Source organism: Gillisella taibaishanensis (assembly GCF_001938985.1).
Taxonomy (GTDB): Bacteria; Pseudomonadota; Alphaproteobacteria; order Rhizobiales; family Rhizobiaceae; genus Allorhizobium; species Allorhizobium taibaishanense.
Map to the genome: position 1 here is coordinate 229,920 of NZ_MKIN01000019.1, position 25,547 is coordinate 255,466.

Below are 25,547 nucleotides of genomic sequence, written 5' to 3' on the forward strand. Positions count from 1 at the left end.
TCAGCGCCCTCCTTCGCCGGCAGCGCCAAACAACCGCAACTGCAGGGCATAGAGGCTGAGGGTCACCACCAATAGGACAAAGGCGGCAGCTCCGCCCATGCCCCAATTAACCAGCGATTGGACGAACTGGGCGATCAGTTCCGCCAGCATCATATTTGACGTACCGCCAAGCAGCGATGGCGTGACGAAATAACCAAGCGACATTACGAATACCATCAGCCCGCCTGCGGCCATGCCCGGCATGGCTAGCGGGATCAACACGGAGGTCAGCGCCTGGCGCCGGTTGGCACCGCAGAGCGCTGCGGCTTGCAGCAGCGCCGGGTCGATCTTGCGGATCACGCCATAGAGCGGAATAATGATGAAAGGGAGCATGATATAGGTCATGCCGATGGTGACGCCGGTGAGATTGTTGACCATAATCAGTGGCTTGTCGATGACGCCAAGGCCGAGCAGTGCCTTGTTGATCACCCCGGTACGCTGAAGCAGAACCATCCAGGCATAGGTACGTGCCAAAAGATTGGTCCACATCGACAGAAGCACAATGGCGAAGATGACGGAGGCCAGCCGCTGCGGCATGATCGCCAGCGCCCAGGCCACGGGAAAGCCGATCAGCAGTGAGATGACCGTGACCAGAGCCGAGACGAAGAAGGTGTTGAAGAAGATTTTGATATAGGTGGAGCTGCCTAGCAATTCGACATAATTCCCAAGGCCAAGAACAGGCTCAGTGACGGAACGCGCCAAAAGCGCCAGGACCGGCAGCACAAAAAAGATCAGGATCAACACTAGCGCTGGAAGCGTCGAGGACCTGTCGCCGAGACGAAACCGTGTCGTGGTCTGCTCGTTGAGAGCCGATGTCGGGGACGCCATGCCGTTTCCTTTCCGCTGGAGGCGATGTCCCGGTGAAGACCGGGGCATCGCTGTGTCACGCGATCAGCGCCAAAGGGTTACTTCGACTGCCAGGCGTACCAACGCTCGCCGATTTCATCACGATGCTTGGCCCAATAGGCCATATCGGCGTTGACCTGGGAAGACGTCTGCTGGTCCGGCAGGGTTTTGGCGATTGCCGGGTCCATCAAAGCGGGCGACTTGGTGTTGACGGGTGCGTAACCGGTGCCCGCCGCCATTTCGGCCTGCCCTTCAGGAGACGTGGCGAAGGCGATGAATTTCATCGCGGCTTCCTTGTTTTTGGTACCCTTCGGCACGACCAGAGCGTCAGCGGCCGTGATATTCTGAGCCCAAGAGGTTTCGACAGTCACACCGGTTGCAGCAAGCGCAGTAAGGCGGCCGTTCCAGAAGGAGCCGAACGGGGCTTCGGCGGAGGCAAGCAATTGCTGAGACTGCGCGCCGCCCGACCACCAGACGATGTCGGACTTGATGGTGTCCAGCTTCTTGAATGCGCGATCGAGATCGAGCGGATAGAGCTTATCCGGCGTCACGCCGTCAGCCAGCAAGGCGGCCTCGATGACACCGGGCGCCGACCATTTGTAGAAGGTGCGCTTGCCAGGGAATTTCTTGGTATCGAACAGTTCGGCCCAGCTTTTCGGGCAAGCGGCGACGGCATCCTTGTTGCAGCCGATCACGAAGGAATAATAGAAGCTGCCGACGGAATAGTCGGTGACAAAGCGTGGGTCGAGCGAGGACTTGTCGATAGTCTTGAAGTCGAGCTTTTCGAGCATGCCCTTGTCGCCGGCCTGAATTGCATAGTCGCCTTCGACATCGACGACATCCCAGTTCACGCCCTTGGCCTCGACCATGGCTTTGATCTTGCCATAGTCTGTCGGGCCGTCCTGCAGCACGTTGATGCCTGACTTGGCAGTGAATTTATCGGCCCAGGCGGACTTCTGCACATCCTGGGTGGTGCCGCCCCAACTGGTGAACACCATATCGGCGGCTATGGACTGGCTGGATACGCTGAGCACCAAAGCCAGCGAGGCGAGAATGGTCCTGTTCTTCATGTTCCCTTATCCTTGTTTGAGTGTGCTTACCCGGATGCCGGTTGCTTCTTATGGTCCATCCATCCGGGGCATGTTCATGTCACCGCATCACGAACGGGTCGGGAAACGGGTCATCGGAAGTCTTGAGCCAGACGGTTTTGGTCCTGGTATAATCGAGCACCGCCGCCATGCCGCCTTCGCGGCCGTGGCCGGAAAGTCCGAAGCCGCCGAAAGGCGCAATGGGAGACACCGCGCGATAGGTGTTAATCCAGACCACTCCCGCGCGAATTCCCCTGATCATCCGATGCGCTCGGCCGAGATTTTGGGTGAAGACACCAGAAGCAAGGCCATAGGCAGTGTCATTGGCGAGACGCAGCGCTTCGGCTTCCGTCTCAAAGGACAAAACCGAGAGAACCGGGCCGAAGAATTCCTGACTAAGCGCCGGCGCCGTCGTGCCGTCGCAACCGAGAATGGTTGGCGGATAGAAATTGCCGGGTCCGTCAGGAAGCACGCCGCCGGTAATGAGCTTTGCGCCCGCGCTCACAGAAGCCTGGACCAGCGCATGGACATGATCCTGCTGGCGACGAGTGGCGAGTGGGCCGACTTCGGTCGCCATGTCCAGCGGGCTGCCGATCCTGATGGCTTCGGCCTTGGCTTTCAGACGGGCCAGAAACTCTGATTTGACCGAGCGCTCGACAATAAGCCGCGAGCCTGCCACGCAGGACTGGCCTGTCGCAGCAAAGATGCCGGCAACCTGAGCATTGGCTGCGCTTTCGAGATCGGCATCGGCAAAGACGATGAATGGTGATTTGCCCCCCAGTTCCAACGAGGTGGAAGCAAGATTTTCCGCCGAATTGCGCACGACATGCCGGGCCGCTTCCGGGCCACCGGTGAAAGCGACGTGGGCGACTTTCGGATGGCGGGTAAGAGCAGCGCCGCAGGAGGGACCAAAACCGGTGATAATGTTGATGACGCCGGGCGGAAAACCCGCCTCATGCACAAGCCGGGCAAATTCCAGCAGCGGCGCCGGCCCGTCTTCGGAGGCCTTGACCACCATGGTGCAGCCAGCAGCAAGCGCCGGTCCTATCTTGACCGCCGACAGGAACAACTGGCTGTTCCATGGCACCACCATCGCTACAACGCCCACAGGCTCGCGCCGCAGCCAGACATCCATGTCGGGCTTGTCGATCGGCAGGGTCGAGCCCTCGATCTTGTCGGCAAGACCAGCATAATACCGATAGTAGTCCGCTACATAGGCGATCTGCGATGAGGTTTCGCGGATAATCTTACCGGTGTCGCGGGTTTCAAGCTCGGCAAGTCTCGCGGCATTGGCGGCAATCAGGTCGGCAAGCTTGTAGATTAGTTTGCCACGCTGGGTCGCGGTCATCTTCGCCCAAGGACCATCATAGAGTGCAGCGTGAGCAGCCTCGACCGCGCGATCCACGTCTGCTTCCCGCGCTTCCGGCATCTCGGCCCAAACAGCGCCTGACGCGGGATCAAGGCTGTCGAAGCGCGCCTCGCCATCACTGAAGGAACCGTCGATATATAGCTGGAAACGCTGCATATTCCTACTCCGCAAATGCCGGCATGACATCGGCAATAAACCGCTCCAGCGAAGCCTTCTTGCGCTCGAAGCTGACGCCCGTGTCGACCCAGAAGGAAAATTCGTCATAGCCCAGCGCTTCGTAGCGCTTCAGCCGTTCGATCACCTCGGGCGCCGTACCGACTGCCACATTTGCCCGCATCACATCGGGAGACAGCATTGCATTGGAGGCCATCTCCTCTTCGCTCAGCCGTTCAATCAGGCCTTGGCTGATAGGCTTCTCGTTCTTGAACCAGGCGAAGAAGTAGTTGTAGTAAGTGCTCAGTTCCCTTGCGCCCTGCGCGACATCGGCCTCGTCGGCGCCAACATAGCTGTGCAGCAGGAGCATGATTTTCGGGCGCGGCACATCAGGCGCTTTTTCGCAGGCGGTATTGAAGCGCTGCATCAGGCTTTCGATTTCCGTATCGCCGTTCCAAAGCGGCGTCACCTGCACATTGCAGCCGTTGGCCACGGCAAATTCGTGAGAATTGGGATCGCGCGCCGCTACCCAGAGCGGGATCGGCTCCTGCAGCGGTTTCGGAGCTGATGTCGTGGCCGGGAACGACCAGAACTCGCCCTGATGGGCATAATCGCCCTCCCAAATGCCCTTTATCGCCGGTATCAATTCGCGCATGCGTTGACCAGCGGTCCAGGCATCCAGGCCCGGCATCAATCGCTCGTATTCGAAGGAATAGGCGCCACGGGCAATACCGATGTCCAACCGGCCATCGGTGATCAGATCGGTCATTGCCGCTTCACCGGCGAGCTTGATCGGATGCCAGAACGGCGCAATCACGGTTCCGGTGCCGAGCCGTACGTTCTTCACCCTGTTAGCGAGATCGGCAATGGTCACGAATGGATTCGGCGCTATGGTGAAATCCATACCATGATGCTCGCCAGTCCAGATCGCATGCATGCCGCCGCGGTCGGCGATTTCGCAAAGCTGGATGAATTCCTCATAAAGGCTCTTATGGCTCTGGCTGGCGTCGAGCCGTTCCATATGGACGAAGAGTGAGAACTTCATGGATCAAGCCTTCCTGGCAATCGAGTGGACCCGGCCAGCTGCTTCGCTGCCGACATAAACGCCGAAGTTGCCGAGCGAGCTTTCGGCCGCAAACCGGCTCAGGATATCCGCCGTCGCCGAACCGGAAAGACCTGATAGATCAGAGACCGGCACGAAACGGCCGGCGGCAGGCGTACCCGCACCGGCAAAGGCGCGGTAGACGATATGCTGGCAGCCGGCCTTTCGATCCTCATAAACGGAGTAGAGAAAGCCGATGGTGATGGCGAGGCCGGTCGAGGCTTCCAGATGTGCCTTCAGGTCCTGCAGTGGTTCACCGCTAACGGCGTGGCAGCCGGGCAAATCGCTGATGTTATCGCCGACCAGCAACACGCAGCCGTCTCGCTCGATAACGGCGCTCAGATGCAGCGGTCCGTCACTCGCGGCCGATACAGCCTTTTCGGCAAGCGCCGGTGTGAAATAACTGCCTCTGACATAACCAAGACCATTACGGTCGCTTTTTTCGAAAGCCTGAACGCGGCCAAGCAGCACCACATGGTCACCGGCCTCGATCATCTGCTCCAGACTGCAGTCGAACCATGCCGAGACGTCAGCGAAGACAGGCGAGCCATGCGGGCCTAGCTGCCAGTCGACGACAGCAAATCGATCTTCCACCGGCCGCGCAAAAGTGTTGGAGACATCCTTTTGGCTGTCCGAGAGAATATTGATGGCAAAGCCGCTGGCGGAGGTCATTGCTTCGAAATTGCGTGACGTCTTTGCCAGGCACACCAGCAGCAGCGGCGGGTCGAGCGAGACCGACGTGAAGGAATTGGCGGTAAAGCCGATGGGCGCACCATCAGCTCCTATTGCCGTAACGACAGTTACGCCGGTCGCAAAGGTCCCGAAGGCGTCGCGCAGACTGCGCGGATCAATTGGGTTTTGACTACTGCTCATTGTTGATCCTCCGCAACATCAAGCCACTCGGCCATGATGGCATGCACCACGTCAGGTGCCGTGAGATTGACCATGTGACGATGATCGGAGACCACTTTCGCCACGCCCTTCGGCGTCAACGCCGCCATGGCCTGTGCCATCGCAGCCGTGGAATTGGGATCGTCGGCACCTGTCAGGAATAGCGCCGGACAGGTTACGCTTGGCCAGCAATCGGCATAGGTCTCGTCACCGCCGGCAAAAGCGCGGTAGGCCGTGGCATAGGCATCTGTCTTCATCGCCAGGAGGCAACGTTCGGTCAGATCCCGCGCGGCCACGCTTGCGGCATCCTCGCCAAACCAGCGCTTCAGCGGCCCGTGGATGTCGATGCCGTCGACTTCAATTGATGCGGCTCGCGCAAGGACCGCAGCCTTGGCACTGGGATCGCGGCGGAAAACGCCATTTACCAACGCCACCCGGCGGATTTTCTCTGGAAAACTCGCCACAGCGCCACTCGCAATCAGCGCACCCATGGAATGGCCCGCGAGATTGACGGGACCGAGTTGCATCTCATCAAGAAAGGCTTCGAGCCAGGAGACAAAAGCCGGTAGCGCGCTACCCTTTGGAAGGGGTTCAGTTTGGCCGTGGCCAGGCATGTCGACGGCAACAACCCGGTGACCTGCGGAAAGGCTTTCTATTTGCGGCCACCAAGCTTCGAGCCGCATACCCACGCCATGAATGAGAACAACCGGTTCGCCGCTTCCCTTAGCCACGTAGGCTGTGCCGCGAGCGGTGACACGCCGAACGAAGGTTGGCCAACTACTTGCAGACGAAACGGCATGTAACGGCGAGGCCGATGACGATGCGACAGGTTCACTCATCTCGGCCCCTCCCCGTTCTGTTCTCGGTCACACACCTGCCGGGTTGGAGACGTCTTGGTCGAGATCCCTCAGATCCTGATAGCGGTCACCGATCCGGTGATGTGGGCGTCCGCCAACGGACGCACCGAGACCAACGACAATCTCGTCCGCGGCTGGCGCATCGGCAATTGAAGTCTGGATCGTCAGATAGTGAGAGCGACGGCCTTCGTCGTTTTTATCCATCAGCGGGATCATGATCGGCGCATTGGCCGGGCCGCGGGTATTGCAGAAGGCGAGATAGGACTTCGCTCCAACGGCTGTGCGGTAGTGGTTGCCGAAGCGCAGCGTGTGGATAAGCGCAGAAGCGTGTTCGATTTCACCATCGAGACCAACCACGGCAGTCTTGCCATAAGCCTCAACCGCCTCGCCGGAACCGACGGCGTCAAGGATCATACCCGTCAGCAGTGCGCCCAGAACGGGCGCTGCCTTGTGGATCTCGGGTTTCAGATCCTCGACAAAACCGCGCCCAGCCCACGGATTTTTCACCACAGCGAAGGCAGCAAAAAGCTTCAGCGGCACTGGCGCAGCTTTGCCGCCTTCAATCAGGGTGTTTTCCACCTGCAGCAGCGTCTTGCGGATTTGGAGAGCCATAACCTACCTCAAACATCTAATCTGGTATTATGGTATGCCAAGCGTCTTCGGAGTCAAGCGCCTTGTCGCTTAAGAAATAATTATTCCTCTTGAGAATTGTATTTCAGGGGTTGTCTGTTGCGCGCGCCTGCTGCGCCAGCACAGCCTCGGCAATCGCGGAGGCTCGCCTGACATGCTCCATGGCGGCCTGCTCTGCGGCTTGACCGTCACCGGCCTTTATTGCCTCAACGATCTTTTCCATTTGGGCCGGCCCTTCGACGGAACGCGCTGTGGTCTTGATCGTCATCGAGCGCAGATGATTGATCCGGACCGTCATCTGCTTGACGACATCCCAGGCGATCCGCCGCTCGATGCCGGTAAACAGTGCCTCGTAAAATCGTGTCGTTTCCGTCAGCACGCCAGGCATGTCATTTTGTGCATAGCATGCGCGAATGCCGGCCAGCGCTTCGGCGAGATTGGCAATCATGGCAGGATGAGCGGCCTCTGCGGCCAGCCGTGCTGCCATACCCTCTAGCGCGCCACGGATCTCGTAAATCTGCCGCGCCTCGCTGACGTCAAGCAACGCGACCATCGGCCCCTTCCCGAGCGGATTATTGACCAAGCCTTCGGATTCCAGATGCCGCAGCACCTCTCGGACAACGGTACGGCTGACGCCGAGTTGGGCGCAGAGATCACGTTCAACCAATCGGTCTCCCGGCCTGAAATGGCCGCTGATGATAGCGTCGCGGACTTTTTCCAGCGCAAGCTCCCGGAGGGTCTTCGACGGACGCTCGACTTTGATCGTGGCTGTCTCTGTCATATTGGAAACCTCCGCTCCGGGGCTGCAAGACGAAATCGATCTGGTATTATGGTCTACCAAGAACCGAAATGGCAAGCTGCCATCACGCCTTCGACTTAGCATTTCGGGTTTTCAGCACGTTGCGGATCGAGAAGCTGGAATGAATGCGCGCCACGCCAGGAAGTTTCGCGAGAATCTCCTTATGGATTCGCTCGAAATCGTGCGCGTTGTCGACTTCAAGCTTCAACAGGTAGTCAGAGCCGCCAGTCATCAGGAAACATTCCTGGATCTCAGGGTATTTGCGGATCGCTGCCTCGAACCGGTCGAGATGATGCTCGGTCTGCCGGTCGAGGGTGATGTTGATGATCACGGCAATGCCGTCATCCTTCTCAGATTGGCCAAGGATGGCGGTATAGCCCCTGATATAGCCCTGCTTTTCCAACTGGGCGACGCGGCGCAGGCAGGCTGAAGCGGACAGGCCGACAGCGGCCGCAAGCCCGGCATTGCTGATGCGCGCGTTGAGCTGCAACTGGCGCATGATAGCCCGGTCTATGGCGTCGATTCCGTTCACGCAACAATCCTTCTCGTATTCGTAGAAAATTGCGCAAATGAGCCTTCGGCGCAAGAGACAATGACGAAGTGCGCGAACATTGCGCGATAGTTTCAATATCATCTTCAAAAAGAACGGGGAACTATAATGGACATGTCTATTGCCCAGGATCTGAGCGCCGACGCTTATTCCGCCCGCCTCGTGATCGATCTCGATGCTCTCGCAGATAACTACCGCCGATTGGCTGCTGAGGCAGCACCCGCCGAAACCTCGGCCGTGGTCAAGGCCGATGCCTATGGGGTGGGGGCCGACCGTGTCGCGCCAGTGCTTTATAGTGCTGGATGCCGATCCTTTTTCGTTGCTCACCTGCAGGAGGCTGCGAACCTTCGCCCACATCTGCCTAGAGACGCGACGCTTTACATCCTCAATGGCCTCCAGCCCGGCGCTGAAACCTATGCGGCGGCCAATGGTTTCGTGCCGGTTTTAAACTCGCTTGAGCAGGTGGCTGCATGGCGGCGGGCGGCCGGTGCGCTTCACCGGGATCTCCCGGCGCTCCTGCAATTTGATACCGGCATGTCGCGCCTCGGTCTTTCTCCCGAAGAGACTGCCCGCCTTCTAGCGGAGCCGGATCTCCTGTCCGGCCTGTCGATCCGCTATATCATGAGCCACCTCGCCTGCGCCGATGACAGCGAAAGCCCCGAAAACGACGCGCAGTTTGCCGTCATGCGCGAACGGGTCGCGCAATTTCCCGGCATTCCCTTGTGCTTTGCCAATTCCGGGGGCATCTTTTTCGACAAGAGCTTTCACGGTGCATTGGTGCGGCCGGGCGTGGCACTTTACGGCGTGACGCCATCCGATCGCGCTGCAAGCCCGATGAAGTCGGTGGTGCGGCTGGAGGCGAAGGTCATTCAGACCCGGATCGTGCCTGCTGGAACCAAGGTCGGCTACAGTGCGAGTTTCATTGCACCAGTAGAAATGGAGCTTGCAACGATTGCCGTGGGTTATGCCGATGGTTTGCCACGCTGCCTCAGCAATCGTGGCGCCGCCTATTTCGGCGCAACCCGCCTGCCGATCGTCGGCCGGGTGTCGATGGACAGTATTATAATCGATGTCTCGGCCCTGCCGCAGGGTACGCTGACGTTGGGCAGCCTGGTCGAAATCATCGGTGCACATCAGTCGCTGGACGATGTAGCGGCAGACGCAGGAACGATTGCCTACGAAATCCTGACGAGCCTCGGCCACCGCTATCGCCGTGACTATATAAACAATAGCAAATCTGGGGAATCGGCATGAAAGTCACAGTTCTCGGCGCGGGTGTCATCGGCGTCACATCAGCCTATTATCTCGCCAAGGCCGGCCACGAAGTCACAGTCATCGATCGCCAGACCGGTCCGGCACTGGAAACCAGCTTTGCCAATGCCGGTGAAGTGTCCTTCGGTTATTGCTCGCCCTGGGCGGCACCCGGCATTCCGCAAAAGGCGCTGAAATGGCTGTTCATGGAGCACGCGCCGCTGATCCTGCGACCGAAGATTGACGCCGCCATGCTGGGCTGGATGCTGAAGATGCTCTCCAACTGCACCTCCGGCCGCTATGCGATCAACAAGAGCCGTATGCTGAGGCTGGCGGATTACAGCCGCGTCGCGCTTGCAGACTTGAGGGTCGAAACCAATATCGATTATGACCAGCGCATGCAGGGTACGCTGCAGCTGTTTCGCACCCAGGCGCAGCTTGATGCTTCCGCCAAGGACGTGAAGGCGCTGGCCGCGGACGGCATTCCCTATCAGGTTCTCGACCCAAATGGCTGCATCAAAGTCGAGCCGGCTCTCGCCGCCTCCCGCCACAAGATCGTCGGCGGGTTGCTGACGCCGAAGGATGAGACCGGTGACTGTTTCAAATTCACCAATCAGCTTGCGGATAAAGCGGCCTCGCTTGGCGTCATCTTCGATTATGGCCGGCAGATTGAGCGGCTGGAGACATCGGGCGGCAAGATCACCGGTGTCGTCACTGACCGTGGCACCGTGACGTCTGATGCCTATGTCGTTGCGCTCGGCAGCTATACGCCACTGCTTTTGAAGCCCCTCGGCATCAAGCTGCCGATCTATCCGGTCAAGGGGTATTCGCTGACCATCCCGATTATCGACCTCGCCAAGTCGCCGGAGTCGACTGTGATGGATGAGACCTACAAGATCGCGATCACGCGGCTTGGCGATCGCATCCGCGTCGGCGGCATGGCGGAAATCTCGGGTTATACCAATGACCTCGGCGAAGCCCGCCGTCGCACACTCGAACATTCGGTCACCGACCTGTTTCCGGGTGGCGATATGGCTAAGGCGAATTTCTGGTCCGGGCTGCGGCCGATGACACCGGATGGCACACCTGTGATCGGCGCGACCACGCTGTCCAATCTCTACATCAACAGTGGCCACGGAACGCTGGGCTGGACGATGAGCTGCGGTTCCGGTCGCCTGCTCGCCGACATCGTCAGCGGCCGCAAGACAGAGATTGACAACGCGGATTTGGCACTAAGCCGCTACGCCGCTTAAGATTTGGCAATATTCAGACTTGGACGGCCTGCAAACGGCGATTGGCTGCGCTTCCGGTGCTCATGTACAATAAGTACACTCCGCTCCGGTTCTCACCAATCACCGTTTTCGCCACGCCCAACTCAGAATTTTGCCAAATCCGGCCGTCTCCTCACCCCTGACATGCTCCGGCCGGAAACCGAGCCCGATCAACCGACCGGCGAGATGGGCAAGCAGCGGAAAACGGGCAATGGTCTTCATAAAGCCAGGCGGGCCGGCGCGGCGCGCGCTGGTATCGTCAGGGGCCTTGTCATCATTGGTCTTGCGCTTGCGCCGCATCATCAATTGCAGTTTCTGCGTCGCCTTGGTCGGAAACAGCCGCCGCTTTTCGATGGCGGCCAGGTGCGGCTCCAGCGGCGCGCCTGACAGAAGCGGTTTGGCCAGCCGGTTGGCCGCCGCTACCGCATCCTGAATGGCAAGATTGACGCCGACGCCGCCGATCGGCGACATGGCATGGGCAGCATCGCCGATGCAGAGCAGTCCCGGCCGCCACCAGCGCTTCAGCCGGTCGATGCGGATGCTGAGCAGATAGAGATCATCAAACGACGTCACTTCGTCCATACGCTCTGCCGGCAACGGCGAAATGGCAGCGGCGGCCTTTCTGAAGGCCTCGATGCCTTGCGCCTTAACGTCGTCATAGCTTCCCTTGCGCACGATATAGCCGCATTGCCAGTAATCTCCACGATCGATCATCACGAAGCCCTGGCGCGGGCCGCCGTGTCCCATCGTGTAGGGCGGATCGTTGGGCTGGTGGGACAGCTTGAACCAAAGCACGTCGCTGGGGCTGCCGAAACTTTCAACCTCCAGCCCGGCCTTAGCGCGGGTCACGGAATGGCGACCGTCTGCGCCGACGATCAGCCGAGAGCGGATCTTCAAATGCCGTTCAGGCGTCGTCGCCGTTAGTCCCGTAATCGCATCCCCCTCCTCGATCAAGCTCTCGACACGAGCATTCATGACAAGCTGGAAGTTCGGATATTTACCCGCCTCTTTGGCAAGAAAGTCGAGAAAATCCCATTGTGGCATGAAAGCAATGAAGCGGCAGCGAGTGGGAAGACGTGAGAAATTGGCAAGCGTGATGTCGCGCCCACCGATCTCCGCATGCAGTGTTGGTGCCTGAACATGCGGCAGTTTCAGGAGTTCATCGAGAAGACCGAGTTCGTGCATCACTTCCAGCGTCGAGGGGTGCAGCGTGTCACCGCGAAAATCGCGCAGGAAGTCGCCATGCTTTTCCAGCACGGTGACATCGACACCGGCCCGCGCCAACATCAGGCCCAGCATCAACCCGGCCGGACCGGCACCGACGATGGCGCATGCGGTCTCGATGGTCTCAGACGCAACTGGATCGCTCACATCAGTAATCGATCGCTCTCCACCATTTTCATCGCTCATGGGCGAGAATAACCTCAAGAAAGGCATCGCCATAGCGCTCTAGTTTCGATTGGCCGACACCGGAAATGCCAAGCAGGGCCTGTCGGCTGTTCGGCCTTTCCGTGGCAAAGGCAACCAGCGTCGTATCTGGAAACACCACATAGGGCGGAACCTCGAGTTCCTTTGCGATCGCCATGCGCTGACGCCGCAAGGCTTCGAACAGTTCGCTATCGGCGATATCCAATGCCGACTTAGCCTTTGCCGCTGCCGGAGAGCTGCCACGCGCCGCCTTGCCCTTGGTGGGCCGGTCCTTGCGGAAACGGACTTCGCGCTCGCGCTTGAACACGGCGCGCGCGTCTGGCTCCAGTTTCAGCGCGCCGAAACCCTCGTGATCAACCCGGACCAGACCGGCAGCCAGCAATTGCCGATAGACCGATTGCCAAGTTTTAAGCGGCAGATCCTTGCCGGCGCCGAAGACCGGCATATCCGCATGGCCGAAACGAATGGTCCGCTCATTTTCATTGCCTTGCAGGACATCAATCAAATGGCCGGTGCCGAAGCGCTCGCCGGTGCGGTAAACGGCGGCCAGCGCCTTGATCGCGGCGTCGGTTCCGTCCCAGGTCTCGACCGGCTTCAGGCAGGTGTCGCAATTGCCGCAACCGCCCGGATGCGCTTCGCCGAAATGGGCGAGGATCGCCTGGCGCCGGCAACCCGGCGTCTCGCAGATGGCGAGAAGCGCGTTGAGCTTGGCGCGCTCTACCCGTTTCACATCGTCGGTCGAATTGCCGCCATCGATCATCCGGCCGCGCTGGATCACATCAGCCATACCATAGGCCATCCATACCTCCGACGGCAGACCGTCGCGGCCGGCACGGCCGGTTTCCTGGTAATAGGCCTCGACAGAGCCGGGCAGATCGAGATGGGCGACATAGCGCACATTCGGCTTGTCGATGCCCATGCCGAAGGCGACTGTCGCAACCAAGCAGAGGTCTTCCTCTTTCAGGAAGGCATCCTGGTTGGCGTCACGGTCTGCTCGCTCCATGCCGGCGTGGTAAGGCAGCGCGCGGATGCCCTGGGTGCCCAGCCATTCCGCTGTTTCCTCGACCTTCGCCCGCGACAAGCAATAGACGATGCCGCTCGAGCCTTCGTGGCGGGAGAGAAAGCGCAGCAATTGCTGGCGCGGCTGATCGCGCTCGACAATCTCGTAATTGATGTTCGGTCGGTCGAAGGAGGTGGAATAGATTTCTGCCGCATGCAGACCAAGCTTGTCGATGATGTCGTCACGCGTATGCGGATCGGCGGTCGCCGTCAGCGCCATGCGAGGCACGCCCGGGAAGGCTTCCGCCAGTTTTCCGAGCTCGCGATATTCAGGCCGGAAATCATGGCCCCATTGCGATACGCAATGAGCCTCGTCGATGGCAAACAGCGCGATTTTCGCATCGCCGACTAATTCGCGGAAGGCTGGCGTGACGATTCGCTCCGGCGTCACGTAGAGAAGATCGAGCGCGCCAGACGCAAAATCGCGGCGCACCTGCGCATATTCATCCCGGCTGAGCGAGGAATTCAGGGCTGCGGCTCTGATGCCAAGCTGGGTCAGCGCCTCGACCTGGTCGCGCATCAGGGCAATCAGCGGGGATACCACGATTCCGACCCCGTCGCGGCAGAGCGCTGGGATCTGGAAGCACAGGGATTTTCCCGCTCCTGTCGGAAAGAGTACCACGGCGTCTCCGCCGGAAACGACCTGCTCGACGACTTCGGCCTGCCGACCGCGAAAGGCAGGATAGCCGTAGATGCGGTTGAGGATCGCCAGCGGCGTTCTATCGCCGGTCTCGTCGAAGAGCGGGTCAAGACTGGAGCGATGTTGCGCCATGGTGTCGCCTTCCAAAATCTATCGGGGATCGAACCTGAGCCCCGCAATCGAATACCGGAGGTTGGAACGAATGAACAGCGTGCGGCTGAAGTGTCCCCGGCTTTGCAGCCGATGTCGGCGGTCGCGCGCTCAAATCTGGCGCCTCGCCACTTGGATGGCGGCGGCAAAGCCGGCAACCAGCGCCGAAGTTTCGTCAGCCCGACAGGCAAAAGCAATCGGTGCGCGGGGCGTCTCGCCAGCCAGCGACCGGTAAACGACGCCCTTGCTCTGGATGAAACTCACTGAGCGGGGAATAACGGAAACGCCGAAGCCCGCCGCGACCAAAGGCACGATCGAGGCGATTTGCGAAGCCTCTTGCCCCAGCCGAGGACTGAAACCAGCCGCGCTACAGGCCGAGATGATCGTGTCATAAAGTCCCGGGCCGATAGCACGCGGAAACAAAATGAAGGTTTCGCCCGCGGCCTCAGAGAGTGGTAGCGGCTCAGTTCCATCAAGGGCGTGACCTGCCGGCACCGCAATCACCATGTCCTCCTCGACGAAGGGCCGGATTTTCAGCCGGTCGCTTTCGCTGACCGGCGGGCGGATGAAGGCTATGTCCAATCGCTTCTCGTGCAGCCCGGCCAGCAGCGCGGGCGTATTGCTCTGTTCCGGCGAAAGCACGACATCTGGATGGGCAGCGCGATAGGCCCGGATGGCGGCGGGAATGGCTGGGTGGAAATAAGTGGCGCCGGCAAAACCGACCCTTAGCCGTCCGCTCTGGCCCTCGGCAATCCGGCGAGCGTCAGTGACCGCACTTTGCAAGTCTGCGAGCACGGCCACCGCTGCCGTCTTCAGTCGCTCGCCCGCTTCCGTCAATTCGACACCCCGGCTGCGGCGGTGGAACAGTTGCGCGCCAACAGCGTCTTCCAGCTTGCGGATCAGCATGCTGAGCGGCGGCTGGCGAATACCGATCTTCTCAGCTGCTCGGGTGAAATGCAGCTCATCCGCCAGCAACAGAAAATAGCGCAAGTGCCGGAGGTCAATGTCATCCATATTCATATATCGATTTATACTCCACGATATATTGGATATTATGCCCGTAATCGCCCATATTCAAGGCGACTGCGGTGGATGCAGCCAGCGATATTCCAATCCTGCCGGTGCGGTGGCTCTTGCTGTTACCGTCAGTCAGTTGCCGTAACGTCGAAAGCCTCGGCGGTTTGAAAGCCATGCCCCTGAGAGGCCGAAACTGACCGGAAGGACGATCATGAGGTTTGCGATGATGGACAGTGGATTCCGACCGGAAAGCCCGTCCGGGCAGTGGGTCCGACGCTTGGCCCGCTGGCTGGAATTGCGCGCCATCGGACTGACGCCTGAGCATCTCGATATGTCTGACGGCTTGCGGTCGGCGCTGATCGTCGGCGGACCGCTTCTGCTTGTTGCAGCCGGCCATCCTGAATTTGGCTGGGCGATCTTCGCCGCCTTCTGGACCTGTCTTGCCGATTCCGGCGGCACGCAAGCGTTTCGGCGCCGGTTGCTGTTGAGCTTCGCAGTGCTCGGCAGCATCACGGCCTTTTTTGGCTCCTGGCTTGCGGGCTATGGACCGGTGGCAGGCGTTGCCGTTGGCGCTTTCCTCGTTGCCATCAACGCGCTGTTGCCTCTCGGTTCAAGTATTTCTCCACTGGCCGCGGCGTTGCTCGGCGTTGTCGGGGTGGTGGCTGCCGGCTACCCACATGCCGCTGCAGACGCTCTGCCGCTCGCGGGATCGTTTCTCATCGGAAGTGCCTGGGCGGTGCTGGTGCTGACTCTGCTCTGGCGGACCGACCCCTGGTCGCCGGTGCGCCGCTCTGTTGCAGCCGTCCATGCCAGGCTTGCGGATATGGCAGCCGATCTCGCCGCCCCGCAAGGCCATCCAAGCGTTGGCGGGCCGATCTGGACCTTCAAGAGCAGCCAGCATCGCCGGGCGGTGCGCAATTCGCTGGAACGGGCAAAGGCCCATCTCGCCCGAACCTCAGGGCCGGATGATGGAGCCATCACTGCCCCGCTGCAGGCGGCAATCCTTGCTGCCGACGATGTCTTTCACGCGCTTCTTGCCCTGGATCATCTGCGGTCCCGCGATCGGCAAGCCGATATCAGCCGGCTGCTGACAGGTGCCATCCGGCCATGCCTGCTGCTGGCGGCAAGAGATTTGGCGAAAGGCGAAAGCCGCAAGGCCGAAATAGAAGCGAGCCTTGCTGTGATCGACCGCAGCATCGCGGGGCGCCGTGACGCAGTTGCAGGTGCCGCGCGACGGATCGCAGCGGCGCTGCGTTGGAGCGAAAACCCTGCCGCGCTCGATGTCTCCACCTATGCCGCGCAGGCACTGCCGGCCCGGACGATCCTGCAGGGCGCAGTGAGAAGCGCTGTGGGTGTGACATTCGTGACTGTCGCGGCACATCTCTTCGGCCTGACCTACCCCTATTGGGCTGCCATGGCCGTTATCGTGGTGCTGCAACCGGATCGGCGCATGAGTTGGAGCCGGGCGCTGGAAAGGATTGTGGGCTCAGTTGCCGGCAGCACGCTGGCGCTCGCTGTCCTGGCAGTCGTCGGCTCGCCGTGGCTCATCACGGCAATAGTCATCCCCCTCTCCGCGCTCACCATCGCGCTACGCTCTGTCAGCTACACGCTATTCGTCACCGCCGTGACGCTGTTGTTCGTGCTGGCCATGGACATGCTGCATCCCGGTGCCGGCATTGCTTCGGCGCGGATGCTCGACAATGTCATCGGCTGCCTGGCGGCCATGCTCGTAACCTTCGCGATCTGGCCGGAGCGAAGCCCGTCGATTTCGGATCTCGCCGTGCGGGCCGTCGAAGCAAACCGGCACTATCTCGCCGCTGTCGAACGTGGCGACGAGGCGGAAATTGCGGTGGCGCGCCGCGCCGCTGGCCTCGCCAGCACGCAGGCCGAAGTGGCCTTCCATGCCCCGGATCGATATCTTGGCAAGCGACCCTCACCAACCGATGTCGAGGCGCTCGCAAAGGCAAGACGGCTCGCCGGAGAAGCGGCCGTGCTTTGGCATAGCCGTTAAAGTATCTTCGGAAGCAAAACCTGTGACATCCGGCGGTTTCTTCGGAAGCAACCCGCCGATCTTTATGAAATCCTTATGTCCAGACCCGTCATTCCCTCTCGAGATTTAATGCGGCTTTGCGCGATCATGAACTCCTGATCACAGACAGGAGAACCATCGTGACCGATATCGTCTTCATTGCCGTAGGTCTTGCGTGCTTTGCGGCGCTTGCCGTCTATGCGCAAGCTCTGAACAGGTTGTGAGAGCTGCCATGTTCGAACCCATTCTCGGTCTCGCCGCCGCGCTGTTCATTTGCGTCTACCTGCTGGTGACGCTGATCATGCCAGAGCGCTTCTGAAACACCCGCTTTCCCCATCGCCTACCCGACGTCCCGCATCAGCCGTAGTGGTCTAGCCACCGCCGGCGCTCCCGGGGCGCAATCCTCATTTCGGAGAACATCATGTCTTCCAACGGTTGGCTGCAAATCGGCTTGCTGCTTGTTCTCGTCCTCGTCACCATCAAACCGCTTGGCCTCTATATCGCCAAGGTGTTTGAGGGACAGCGGACTTTCCTCTCCCCAATTATCGCGCCCGTCGAGGGCGTAATCCTGCGGCTATCTGGCGTCGATAGCCGCCGCGAGCAGGGTTGGCTTGCCTATACGCTGGCGATGCTCGCCTTCAACGGCATGGGCTTTCTCGCCCTTTATGCCATCCTGAGGCTGCAGGCCTATCTGCCCTACAATCCGCAGGGCTTTGCCGGCATGTCGCCGGATCTTGCCTTCAACACCGCGATCAGCTTCGTCACCAATACCAATTGGCAGGCCTATTCCGGTGAACAGGCCGCGAGCCACTTTTCGCAGATGGCCGGGCTGACGGTGCAGAATTTTCTGTCTGCCGCAACCGGCATCGCAATCGCCTTGGCGATGACCCGCGCTTTTGCACGCTCCAGCGCCCAGACGCTCGGCAACTTCTGGGTCGATATGACCCGCTCGACGCTCTACCTGCTGCTGCCCCTGTCCATCGTGCTGGCGCTTGTCTTCGTCTGGCTCGGCTCGCCGCAGACGCTCGCGGGCTCAGTTCTCGCCTCGACGCTCGATGGCGCGCAACAGACCATTGCGCTTGGCCCGATTGCTAGCCAGGAAGCGATTAAGCAGCTCGGCACGAATGGCGGCGGTTTCTTCAATGCCAATGCCGCTCACCCGTTTGAAAATCCCTCTGCAGTCAGCGACTACCTCAACATTCTCGCGATGATGTTGATCACCACGGCCCTCATTTACGCCTTCGGCAAAATGGTCGGTGACCTGCGTCAGGGCTGGGCGCTGATTGCCAGCGTCGCTGTACTGCTCATCGGTGCAATCGCTGCGGTCTATTGTTTTGAGACGGCCGGCAACCCGATCCATTTGGCGCTTGGCCTTGATCCGTCGTTTGGCAATATGGAGGGCAAGGAAGTCCGCTTCGGCCAGGCGATGAGCGCTGCTTATGTCGCGATCACCACGGGCATTTCCAATGGCGGTGTCAATGCCATGCACGGCTCGCTCACACCGCTTGGCGGGTTGGTGCCGCTGTTCCTGATCCAGCTTGGCGAGATCCTGCCGGGCGGTGTCGGCTCCGGGCTATACGGCCTGATCGTCTTTTGCGTGCTGACCGTGTTTGTCGCCGGCCTGATGGTTGGGCGCACGCCGGAATTCCTGGGCAAGAAGATCGAAGCCCGCGAGATGAAATATGCGATGCTGGCGGTGCTGGTACTACCTTTTGCCATCCTCGGCTTTTCCGCCATTTCAGCCGTGCTGCCCTCGGCACTAGCCGCCCTTGGCAATGCCGGCCCACACGGCCTGTCTGAAATCCTCTACGCCTATACCTCGGCTGCCGGCAACAACGGCTCTGCTTTCGGCGGGCTGTCTGCCAATACGGTCTGGTACAATACCACGCTTGGCATTTCCATGGCGCTCGGCCGCTTCGCCTATGCCGTACCCGTCATGGCGATTGCAGGCTCGATTGCGGCAAAAACCCGCGGCACGGCATCGGCAGGCACTTTCCCCACCCACACGCCGCTGTTCGTCGTGCTTCTCGTTGCCATCATCCTCATCATCGGCGGCCTGCAATATTTTCCGGCGCTCGCCCTTGGTCCCATTGCTGAGCATGTCGGCATGCTCTCCGGCACCCTTTATTGAAAGAGGCTGTTACCATGACACAGTCACATTCCACCTCCGAAGCCAGGCCGGCGCAACGGCTGTTTGAACCCGCAATCATCAAGATCGCCCTCAAGGACGCGGTGCTGAAACTCGATCCCCGCAAGCTGATCAGCAACCCCGTGATGTTCGTCACCGAGATCGTTGCCGCAGTCGTCACCATTCTGGCCGTTCGCGATCTCGCCACCGGCGGCTCGGCAAGCTTTTCCGGCCAGATCGCCGCATGGCTCTGGTTTACCGTACTGTTTGCCACGTTTGCCGAGGCCGTCGCCGAAGGTCGCGGCAAGGCGCAGGCCGAGAGCCTGCGGCGCACCAAAAGCGAGCTTTCCGCTCGGAAGGTCTCCGGTAATGGCGTCAACAGCCGTGAGACCGTCAACATTGCCGCGAGCACGCTGAAGATCGGCGATATCGTCCTCGTTGCTGCCGGCGAGTTGATCCCCGGCGATGGCGAAGTGATCGAAGGCGTCGCCTCGGTCAATGAAAGCGCGATTACCGGTGAATCCGCGCCCGTGATCCGCGAGGCAGGCGGCGACCGCTCGGCGGTAACGGGCGGCACCCAGGTCCTGTCAGATGAAATCCGCATCCGCATCACCACCGCCCCTGGCTCGTCCTTTGTCGACCGAATGATCGCGCTGATCGAAGGTGCAGAACGGCAGAAGACGCCGAACGAGATCGCCCTGTCGATCCTGCTGTCAGGGCTGACGCTGATCTTCGTGATTGCTGTCGTGACACTCTATGGTCTTGCGAGCTATTCCGGCCTTGTCCTGTCGGTTACCGTCATGGCGGCACTGCTGGTGACCTTGATCCCGACCACGATCGGCGGATTGCTCTCGGCCATCGGCATTGCCGGCATGGATCGCCTCGTGCGTTTCAATGTCATCGCCACCTCTGGCCGCGCGGTCGAGGCTGCGGGGGATGTCGATACGCTGCTGCTCGACAAGACCGGCACCATTACCTTCGGCAACCGCATGGCCAGCGACTTCCTGCCCGTGCCCGGCGTCAGCGCCAGCGATCTCGCCAATGCCGCTCTCTTGTCGAGCCAGTCGGACGAGACGCCGGAAGGGCGATCCATTGTGGCGCTTGCCATGGGGGAATTCAGCCAGAGCCTGCCGTCTTCGGCTCCCGATGCCGTCATTCCCTTCACCGCCGAAACCCGGCTCTCGGGCGTCGATATCCAGGGACAGCGGTTGCGTAAGGGCGCGGTGGACTCCGTGCTGGCCTTTGCCGGTCTCGATGTGACGACGGCGCCCCGCGCCTTCAACGATGCGGTTGCCCGGATTGCCCAATCAGGCGGCACGCCGCTTGCGGTGGCTGATGGCAGTCGTCTGCTCGGCGTGATTCATCTGAAGGATGTCATCAAGCCTGGCATAAAGGAGCGGTTTGCAGCCCTTCGCGCCATGGGCATCCGCACCGTCATGGTCACCGGCGACAATCCAGTAACAGCGGCAGCCATTGCATCTGAAGCCGGCGTCGACGATTTCCTCGCCCAGGCAACACCGGAAGACAAGCTCGCCTATATCCGCAAGGCGCAACAGGGCAACCGGCTGATCGCCATGTGCGGCGACGGCACCAATGACGCGCCCGCCCTTGCGCAGGCCGATGTCGGCGTTGCCATGCAGACCGGCACCCAGGCCGCCCGCGAAGCCGCCAACATGGTCGATCTCGACTCCAGCCCGACCAAGCTGATCGAGATTGTCGAAATCGGCAAGCAATTGCTGATGACCCGCGGTTCGCTGACCACGTTCTCGATTGCCAATGACGTCGCCAAATACTTTGCGATCATCCCGGCGCTGTTCGTTACGGCCTATCCTGGGCTTGCCGCGCTCAACGTCATGCAGCTCGCCTCACCGCAGTCGGCCATTCTCTCGGCGGTGATCTTCAACGCGCTGATCATTATCGCGCTTATTCCGCTGGCGCTGAAAGGCGTGGCCTATCGGCCGGTCGGGGCGGCGGCACTCCTGCGCCGTAACCTGCTTGTCTACGGGGTCGGTGGCATCGTCCTACCCTTCATCGGCATCAAGGTCGTCGACCTCGCCATCACCACACTGCATTGGGTGTAATCATGCTGTCTCATCTTCGTCCCGCCGCCACCCTGGTTGTGCTGTTCACCGGTCTCTGCGGCCTTGCCTACCCGCTGGCCATCACCGGAGCTGCCCAAGCCTTGATGCCGCAACAAGCCAATGGCAGTGTCATCAAAAAGGGCGACACGGTTGTCGGGTCAGCACTGATCGGCCAGGCCTTTACATCGTCGCGCTATTTCGCTCCGCGCCCGTCGGCAACAGCGACGTCGCCTTACAATCCGCTCGGCTCCGGTGGCACCAATCTCGGTGCCACCTCGCAAAAGCTGAAGGACCAGATCGCCGCAGCCGTTGCGGCCTGGCACGCAGCCGGGCGTGGAGGGCCGGTGCCATCAGATGCCGTTACCTCGTCAGGTTCAGGACTTGATCCTGAGATTTCGCCGCAAAACGCGCGCGTGCAAGTTGCCTCTGTTGCCAAAGCTCGGAACTTGTCCGAAAAGGAAGTGGCCGCGCTGGTGGAAAGCCAGATCCAGCCGAGACTTTTCGGTGTGATCGGCGAGCCCAGGGTGAATGTGCTGAGCCTCAATCTGGCACTCGATCAGGCCGGACCCGCTCGATAAGGTTGCTGAATGTCCGATGCCCTGCGCGATACCGACCGCCGTCCCGATCCCGATGCCCTCCTGGGCCTCGCCAGCAAGGATGGCCGTGGAAAACTGACAATTTTCTTAGGCGCAGCGCCGGGTGTCGGCAAAACCTATGCCATGCTCGCGCGTGCCCGCGTTCAGATGACTGCGGGCACGGATATCGTGTTGGGTTTGGTCGAGACCCATGGCCGCAGCGAGACCGAGCGGCTGGTCGAGGGGTTGGAGACCCTGCCCCGCCGCAAGATCGCCTACAAGGAGTGGGTTCTCGACGAATTCGACCTCGACGCAGCGCTTGCCCGCCGTCCACGGGTGATTGTCGTGGACGAACTCGCCCATTCCAACGCGCCCGAAAGCCGGCATCCCAAGCGCTACCAGGATATCGAGGAATTGCTGGCTGCCGGCATCGACGTCTGGACGGCGCTGAACATCCAGCATCTCGAAAGCCTGTCCGGCATCGTCAGCCAGATCACCGGCGTCGTGGTCCGCGAGACCGTGCCGGACCGGGTGTTGAAGCAGGCCGATGTCGTCGTGCTGATCGATCTGCCACCGGAGGAGCTGATCAACCGCCTGCGGGAAGGCAAGGTCTATATGCCTGACAATGCCAGGCGCGCGACCGAGAGCTTCTTCCGGCTTGGCAATCTGACCGCGCTGCGCGAACTGGCGCTGCGCCGCACCGCCGACCGGGTTGACGACCAGATGGTCGACTACCTCAAGCAAAATGCCATCGAAGGCCCATGGCGCACCGGCGAGCGACTTCTGGTGTGCATTGGCCCGGATGCGCTATCGGAGAAAGTCGTGCTCACCGCCAGCCATCTTGCGTCCGGCATGAATGCCCGCTGGCTGGTCGTTTCGCTCGAGCGAACAGACCAGGGCGGCGATAGCCCCGAACTCCAGACCCGGATAGATGAACTTTTCCGCCTTGCGGAACGGCTTGGTGGCGAGACCAAGCGCATCCAGGGCAAAGATTTCGTGCACGAGATCCTGAGGCTCTGCCGCAAGGAACATGTCACGCAGATCGTCATCGGTGCGCCGCAGCGCTCGCGCCTGCAAAGATTGTTTCGCCGTGCCCTGCCTGACGCTTTGCTTGAAGAACAGTCGGGCATGGGAATTCATCTCATCACCGATGACGCTCCGCCAAGTAAGACACCCCGACAATCCGGCCTCGAGCGATCACCTTTCGCAAGCTTGCCGGTCAATCTGCCGGATATTGCAACAGCCATCGTGACCACTGCGGCAGCCGCCGTCTTGGCAGCGAGCATTGTAGAACTGGTGGCGCTGCCGAATTTATCGATGCTGTTTCTGCTCGCTGTCCTCGTGTCGGCGCTGCGCCAAGGCTATGCAGCGGCGTTCATGACCTCCATTTTTTCAGCGCTCGCTTATAATTTCTTCTTCATCAAGCCGCTCTACACGCTGACCATTGCAGCGCCGCATGAGGTCTTCGCGTTCGTGATCTTCATTGCTGCAGCCCTGCTTGCCGGCGGCATCGCCTCAAGAATCAGGGAGCAGGGCCAAGTCGCGGCGCGGCGGGCGGCACAGACGCAGATCCTCTATGATGTCTCTTCAAAACTCGCCGGCACGGTCGACGCCGACGCCGTGGTTTGGACGGCTGTCAGCCAGTTGAACGGCATCATCAAGCGGCCGATCGCACTGCTATCACCGCAGGACGGTGTCCTCGCGTTGCGCTCCTGCTGGCCGCCGGACACGGAACTCGGCGTACCCGAAATGGCAGCGGCGCGCTTTGCTTTCGAGAAGGGCGAGGCAGCTGGTGCCGGCACCGGAACATTGCCGAATTCGACATTGCAGTTCCGACCGCTGCGTGGCCCAGCCGGCATTTTATCGGTTTGCGGATACCAGTTGAGCGGAGAACCGCTTGATCCCATGGAGGAGCGCGCACTTCTGGCCATCCTCGATCAAGTTACCATTGCGCTCGACCGAGCTCATCTGACGGTCCGCAGCGTCGAGGATCAGGCGCGCTTGGAGCGTGAACGGTTTCAATCGACACTGCTATCGTCGATTTCCCACGACCTGCGCACCCCACTCGCGACCATTACCGGTGCTGTAACGAGCCTGAAGGAGTTCGGCGACCGGATGCCGGCTGAAAGCCGGCGCGACCTGTTGCAATCGATCGAAGAGGAAGGCGAGAGGCTGTCCCGCTTCGTTGGCAATCTCCTTGACATGACCCGGATCGAGGCCGGCGCCGTGGAGCCGAAGCGGGATTGGGTCGATCTCAATGATGTGGTTGCCGATGCGATTGGTCGCGCGCGGCGCCTGGCGCCATCGACCGAAATCAATGCCAGTATCGCCCGTGATCTGCCGCTGCTGCGGGCAGACAGCATGTTGCTCGGCCAAGCCCTGTTCAACTTGATCGACAATGCATGCAAACATGGCGGTGGCACGCCTGTTACTGTTTATGCGAAGGCAGACGATGCAGCGATCTCGCTGTCCGTCACTGATCTGGGTAAAGGAATTTCCGAAAACGATCTCGACCGCATCTTTGAAAAATTCTACCGTCGCGGCAAGAAAGCCGATGGGCGCAAACCTGGAACCGGCCTGGGTCTCGCAATCGCCAAAGGCTTTGTCGAGGCGATGGGCGGTTCTATTGCTGTCGAAAGTCCTGCCGTCAAGCGGCTGGGAACAAGGTTCACGCTGCGCTTTGCACGAGAGAAAGATGAAAGGGACCGGCAGCCGGCATGACAGGCCAACGCATTCTGATCGTTGACGACGAACCGCAGATCCTGCGCTTTTTGCGACCCGCCCTGACGGCAGCCGGTTACGAGATTATTGAAGCAGAGACCGGTAAGCAGGCCCTGGCGCTGGTAGCAACAGCCGTTCCCGACCTGCTGATCCTCGACCTTGGCTTGCCTGATATGGACGGCAAGGACGTGCTGACGCAACTGCGCAGCTGGAACCCAATCCCGATCATCATTCTCTCTGCCCGCGACCGAGAGGTCGAAAAGATTGCCGCACTCGATCTTGGCGCTGACGACTACCTGGAAAAGCCCTTCGGCATTGGCGAACTCACCGCCCGCATCCGGGTCGCCTTGCGCCACAAGCCCAAGGCAGAACAGGTGCCAACAACCATCGAGAGCGGCGATCTGCGCATCGATCTCGACCATCGCCTCGTCACCAAGGCGGGCCAGCCGGTGAAACTCACGCGAAAGGAATATGACCTCCTGCGGCTGCTCGCCACCCATGCAGGCCGGGTTCTAACCCATGGCACGCTATTGAAGGATGTCTGGGGCCCCGCCCATGCGCAGGATCTCCAATACCTCAGGGTCTTCATTCGCCAGATCCGCGCCAAGATCGAGACGGACGAGAGTGCCCCGGCGATTATCCTGACCGAGCCCGGGGTGGGCTATCGATTTGTTGTGGTTTAAGACGAAGCGTGCTTCGGCTTGCCCTCCTGCTTGGTTGAGGCCATGTCGTGCAGTTCCTTCTCGCTCATACTCTCCGCCATTGATTTCGAGGCGCCTTTGAGTTTGCTTTTCTTTGTCTCACCGCGCTTGGCAGCGAGGGCCGCGCCGGCGGCCATCTGCTGAGCCTTGGATTTGGCAGGCATGAGCTATC

Annotated in this window: 22 protein-coding genes; 9 read left to right on the top strand and 13 right to left on the bottom strand. The window is 60.5% G+C overall.

The window, feature by feature from the left end; translation table 11 throughout:
• From BJF91_RS04550 to BJF91_RS04590, 9 genes are all read right to left on the bottom strand, one after another.
• Entirely contained in the window at positions 1 to 867 is an 867-nt protein-coding gene (locus tag BJF91_RS04550) for an ABC transporter permease (RefSeq protein ID WP_075613289.1), read from the bottom strand.
• A 77-nt stretch (positions 868 to 944) separates the two neighbouring features.
• Entirely contained in the window at positions 945 to 1,955 is a 1,011-nt protein-coding gene (locus tag BJF91_RS04555; RefSeq protein WP_075613290.1) for an ABC transporter substrate-binding protein, read from the bottom strand.
• Positions 1,956 to 2,034: 79 nt separating this feature from the next.
• Positions 2,035 to 3,498: an aldehyde dehydrogenase gene (locus BJF91_RS04560; protein ID WP_075613291.1), complete on the bottom strand. Its 1,464-nt coding sequence runs from the start codon at positions 3,496 to 3,498 to the stop codon at positions 2,035 to 2,037.
• A 4-nt stretch (positions 3,499 to 3,502) separates the two neighbouring features.
• Entirely contained in the window at positions 3,503 to 4,540 is a 1,038-nt protein-coding gene (locus BJF91_RS04565) for an LLM class flavin-dependent oxidoreductase (RefSeq protein ID WP_075613292.1), read from the bottom strand.
• 3 nt (positions 4,541 to 4,543) lie between these two features.
• A complete protein-coding gene (locus BJF91_RS04570) occupies positions 4,544 to 5,470 on the bottom strand; it encodes a flavin reductase family protein (RefSeq protein ID WP_075613293.1) in 927 nt (308 codons plus the stop codon).
• A complete protein-coding gene (locus BJF91_RS04575; RefSeq protein WP_075613294.1) occupies positions 5,467 to 6,327 on the bottom strand; it encodes an alpha/beta fold hydrolase in 861 nt (286 codons plus the stop codon). Before BJF91_RS04575 ends, BJF91_RS04570 begins: the two co-directional genes overlap by 4 nt.
• Before the next feature lie 27 nt (positions 6,328 to 6,354).
• Complete coding sequence (locus tag BJF91_RS04580) at positions 6,355 to 6,957, bottom strand: amino acid synthesis family protein (protein ID WP_075613295.1); 603 nt, start codon at positions 6,955 to 6,957, stop codon at positions 6,355 to 6,357.
• Between the two features lie 103 nt (positions 6,958 to 7,060).
• Positions 7,061 to 7,756: a GntR family transcriptional regulator gene (locus BJF91_RS04585; RefSeq protein ID WP_075613296.1), complete on the bottom strand. Its 696-nt coding sequence runs from the start codon at positions 7,754 to 7,756 to the stop codon at positions 7,061 to 7,063.
• Positions 7,757 to 7,838: 82 nt separating this feature from the next.
• Complete coding sequence (locus tag BJF91_RS04590) at positions 7,839 to 8,306, bottom strand: Lrp/AsnC family transcriptional regulator (protein WP_075613297.1); 468 nt, start codon at positions 8,304 to 8,306, stop codon at positions 7,839 to 7,841.
• 126 nt (positions 8,307 to 8,432) lie between these two features.
• Here BJF91_RS04590 and alr point away from each other — a divergent pair, with 126 nt between their 5' ends.
• Both alr and BJF91_RS04600 read left to right on the top strand, forming a co-directional pair.
• Positions 8,433 to 9,578, top strand: a complete 1,146-nt coding sequence (alr, locus tag BJF91_RS04595) for an alanine racemase (RefSeq protein WP_075613298.1) — start codon at positions 8,433 to 8,435, stop codon at positions 9,576 to 9,578.
• Entirely contained in the window at positions 9,575 to 10,828 is a 1,254-nt protein-coding gene (locus tag BJF91_RS04600) for a D-amino acid dehydrogenase (RefSeq protein ID WP_075613299.1), read from the top strand. The genes alr and BJF91_RS04600 overlap by 4 nt, the downstream gene beginning before the upstream one ends.
• Before the next feature lie 99 nt (positions 10,829 to 10,927).
• Here BJF91_RS04600 and BJF91_RS04605 read toward each other — a convergent pair whose 3' ends face one another.
• The 3 genes from BJF91_RS04605 to BJF91_RS04615 all read right to left on the bottom strand — a co-directional run bounded on the left by BJF91_RS04605 (position 10,928) and on the right by BJF91_RS04615 (position 15,137).
• Entirely contained in the window at positions 10,928 to 12,256 is a 1,329-nt protein-coding gene (locus tag BJF91_RS04605; RefSeq protein WP_139310583.1) for an FAD-dependent oxidoreductase, read from the bottom strand.
• A complete protein-coding gene (gene recQ / locus BJF91_RS04610) occupies positions 12,246 to 14,105 on the bottom strand; it encodes a DNA helicase RecQ (RefSeq protein WP_075613300.1) in 1,860 nt (619 codons plus the stop codon). Before recQ ends, BJF91_RS04605 begins: the two co-directional genes overlap by 11 nt.
• 129 nt (positions 14,106 to 14,234) lie before the next feature.
• Positions 14,235 to 15,137: a LysR family transcriptional regulator gene (locus tag BJF91_RS04615; RefSeq protein WP_208610933.1), complete on the bottom strand. Its 903-nt coding sequence runs from the start codon at positions 15,135 to 15,137 to the stop codon at positions 14,235 to 14,237.
• 226 nt (positions 15,138 to 15,363) lie between these two features.
• Between BJF91_RS04615 and BJF91_RS04620 the strand changes: the two genes are divergently transcribed.
• The 7 genes from BJF91_RS04620 (at position 15,364) to BJF91_RS04650 (ending at position 25,357) form a co-directional block, all read left to right on the top strand.
• Positions 15,364 to 17,151, top strand: coding sequence for an FUSC family protein (locus BJF91_RS04620; protein WP_162843835.1), 1,788 nt, complete (start codon positions 15,364 to 15,366; stop codon positions 17,149 to 17,151).
• A gap of 238 nt (positions 17,152 to 17,389) precedes the next feature.
• The gene (locus BJF91_RS04625; RefSeq protein WP_208610934.1) at positions 17,390 to 17,488 is read left to right on the top strand and encodes a potassium-transporting ATPase subunit F; all 99 of its coding nucleotides are present in this window, start codon (positions 17,390 to 17,392) and stop codon (positions 17,486 to 17,488) included.
• A 102-nt stretch (positions 17,489 to 17,590) separates the two neighbouring features.
• Positions 17,591 to 19,300: a potassium-transporting ATPase subunit KdpA gene (gene kdpA / locus BJF91_RS04630; RefSeq protein WP_075613303.1), complete on the top strand. Its 1,710-nt coding sequence runs from the start codon at positions 17,591 to 17,593 to the stop codon at positions 19,298 to 19,300.
• 14 nt (positions 19,301 to 19,314) lie between these two features.
• Positions 19,315 to 21,378 (top strand): potassium-transporting ATPase subunit KdpB, encoded by a 2,064-nt coding sequence (gene kdpB, locus BJF91_RS04635; RefSeq protein WP_075613304.1) that lies wholly within the window; start codon positions 19,315 to 19,317, stop codon positions 21,376 to 21,378.
• 2 nt (positions 21,379 to 21,380) lie between these two features.
• The gene (gene kdpC / locus BJF91_RS04640; protein WP_075613305.1) at positions 21,381 to 21,956 is read left to right on the top strand and encodes a potassium-transporting ATPase subunit KdpC; all 576 of its coding nucleotides are present in this window, start codon (positions 21,381 to 21,383) and stop codon (positions 21,954 to 21,956) included.
• A gap of 9 nt (positions 21,957 to 21,965) precedes the next feature.
• Complete coding sequence (locus BJF91_RS04645; protein WP_075613306.1) at positions 21,966 to 24,674, top strand: sensor histidine kinase; 2,709 nt, start codon at positions 21,966 to 21,968, stop codon at positions 24,672 to 24,674.
• On the top strand, positions 24,671 to 25,357 hold the full coding sequence (locus BJF91_RS04650; protein WP_075613307.1) for a response regulator: 687 nt from the start codon (positions 24,671 to 24,673) through the stop codon (positions 25,355 to 25,357). The genes BJF91_RS04645 and BJF91_RS04650 overlap by 4 nt, the downstream gene beginning before the upstream one ends.
• On the opposite strand, the gene BJF91_RS04655 is transcribed toward BJF91_RS04650, so the two are convergent.
• On the bottom strand, positions 25,354 to 25,539 hold the full coding sequence (locus BJF91_RS04655; RefSeq protein ID WP_075613308.1) for a DUF3008 family protein: 186 nt from the start codon (positions 25,537 to 25,539) through the stop codon (positions 25,354 to 25,356). The two genes, BJF91_RS04650 and BJF91_RS04655, sit on opposite strands and share 4 nt — an antisense overlap.
• Positions 25,540 to 25,547 lie beyond the last annotated feature (8 nt).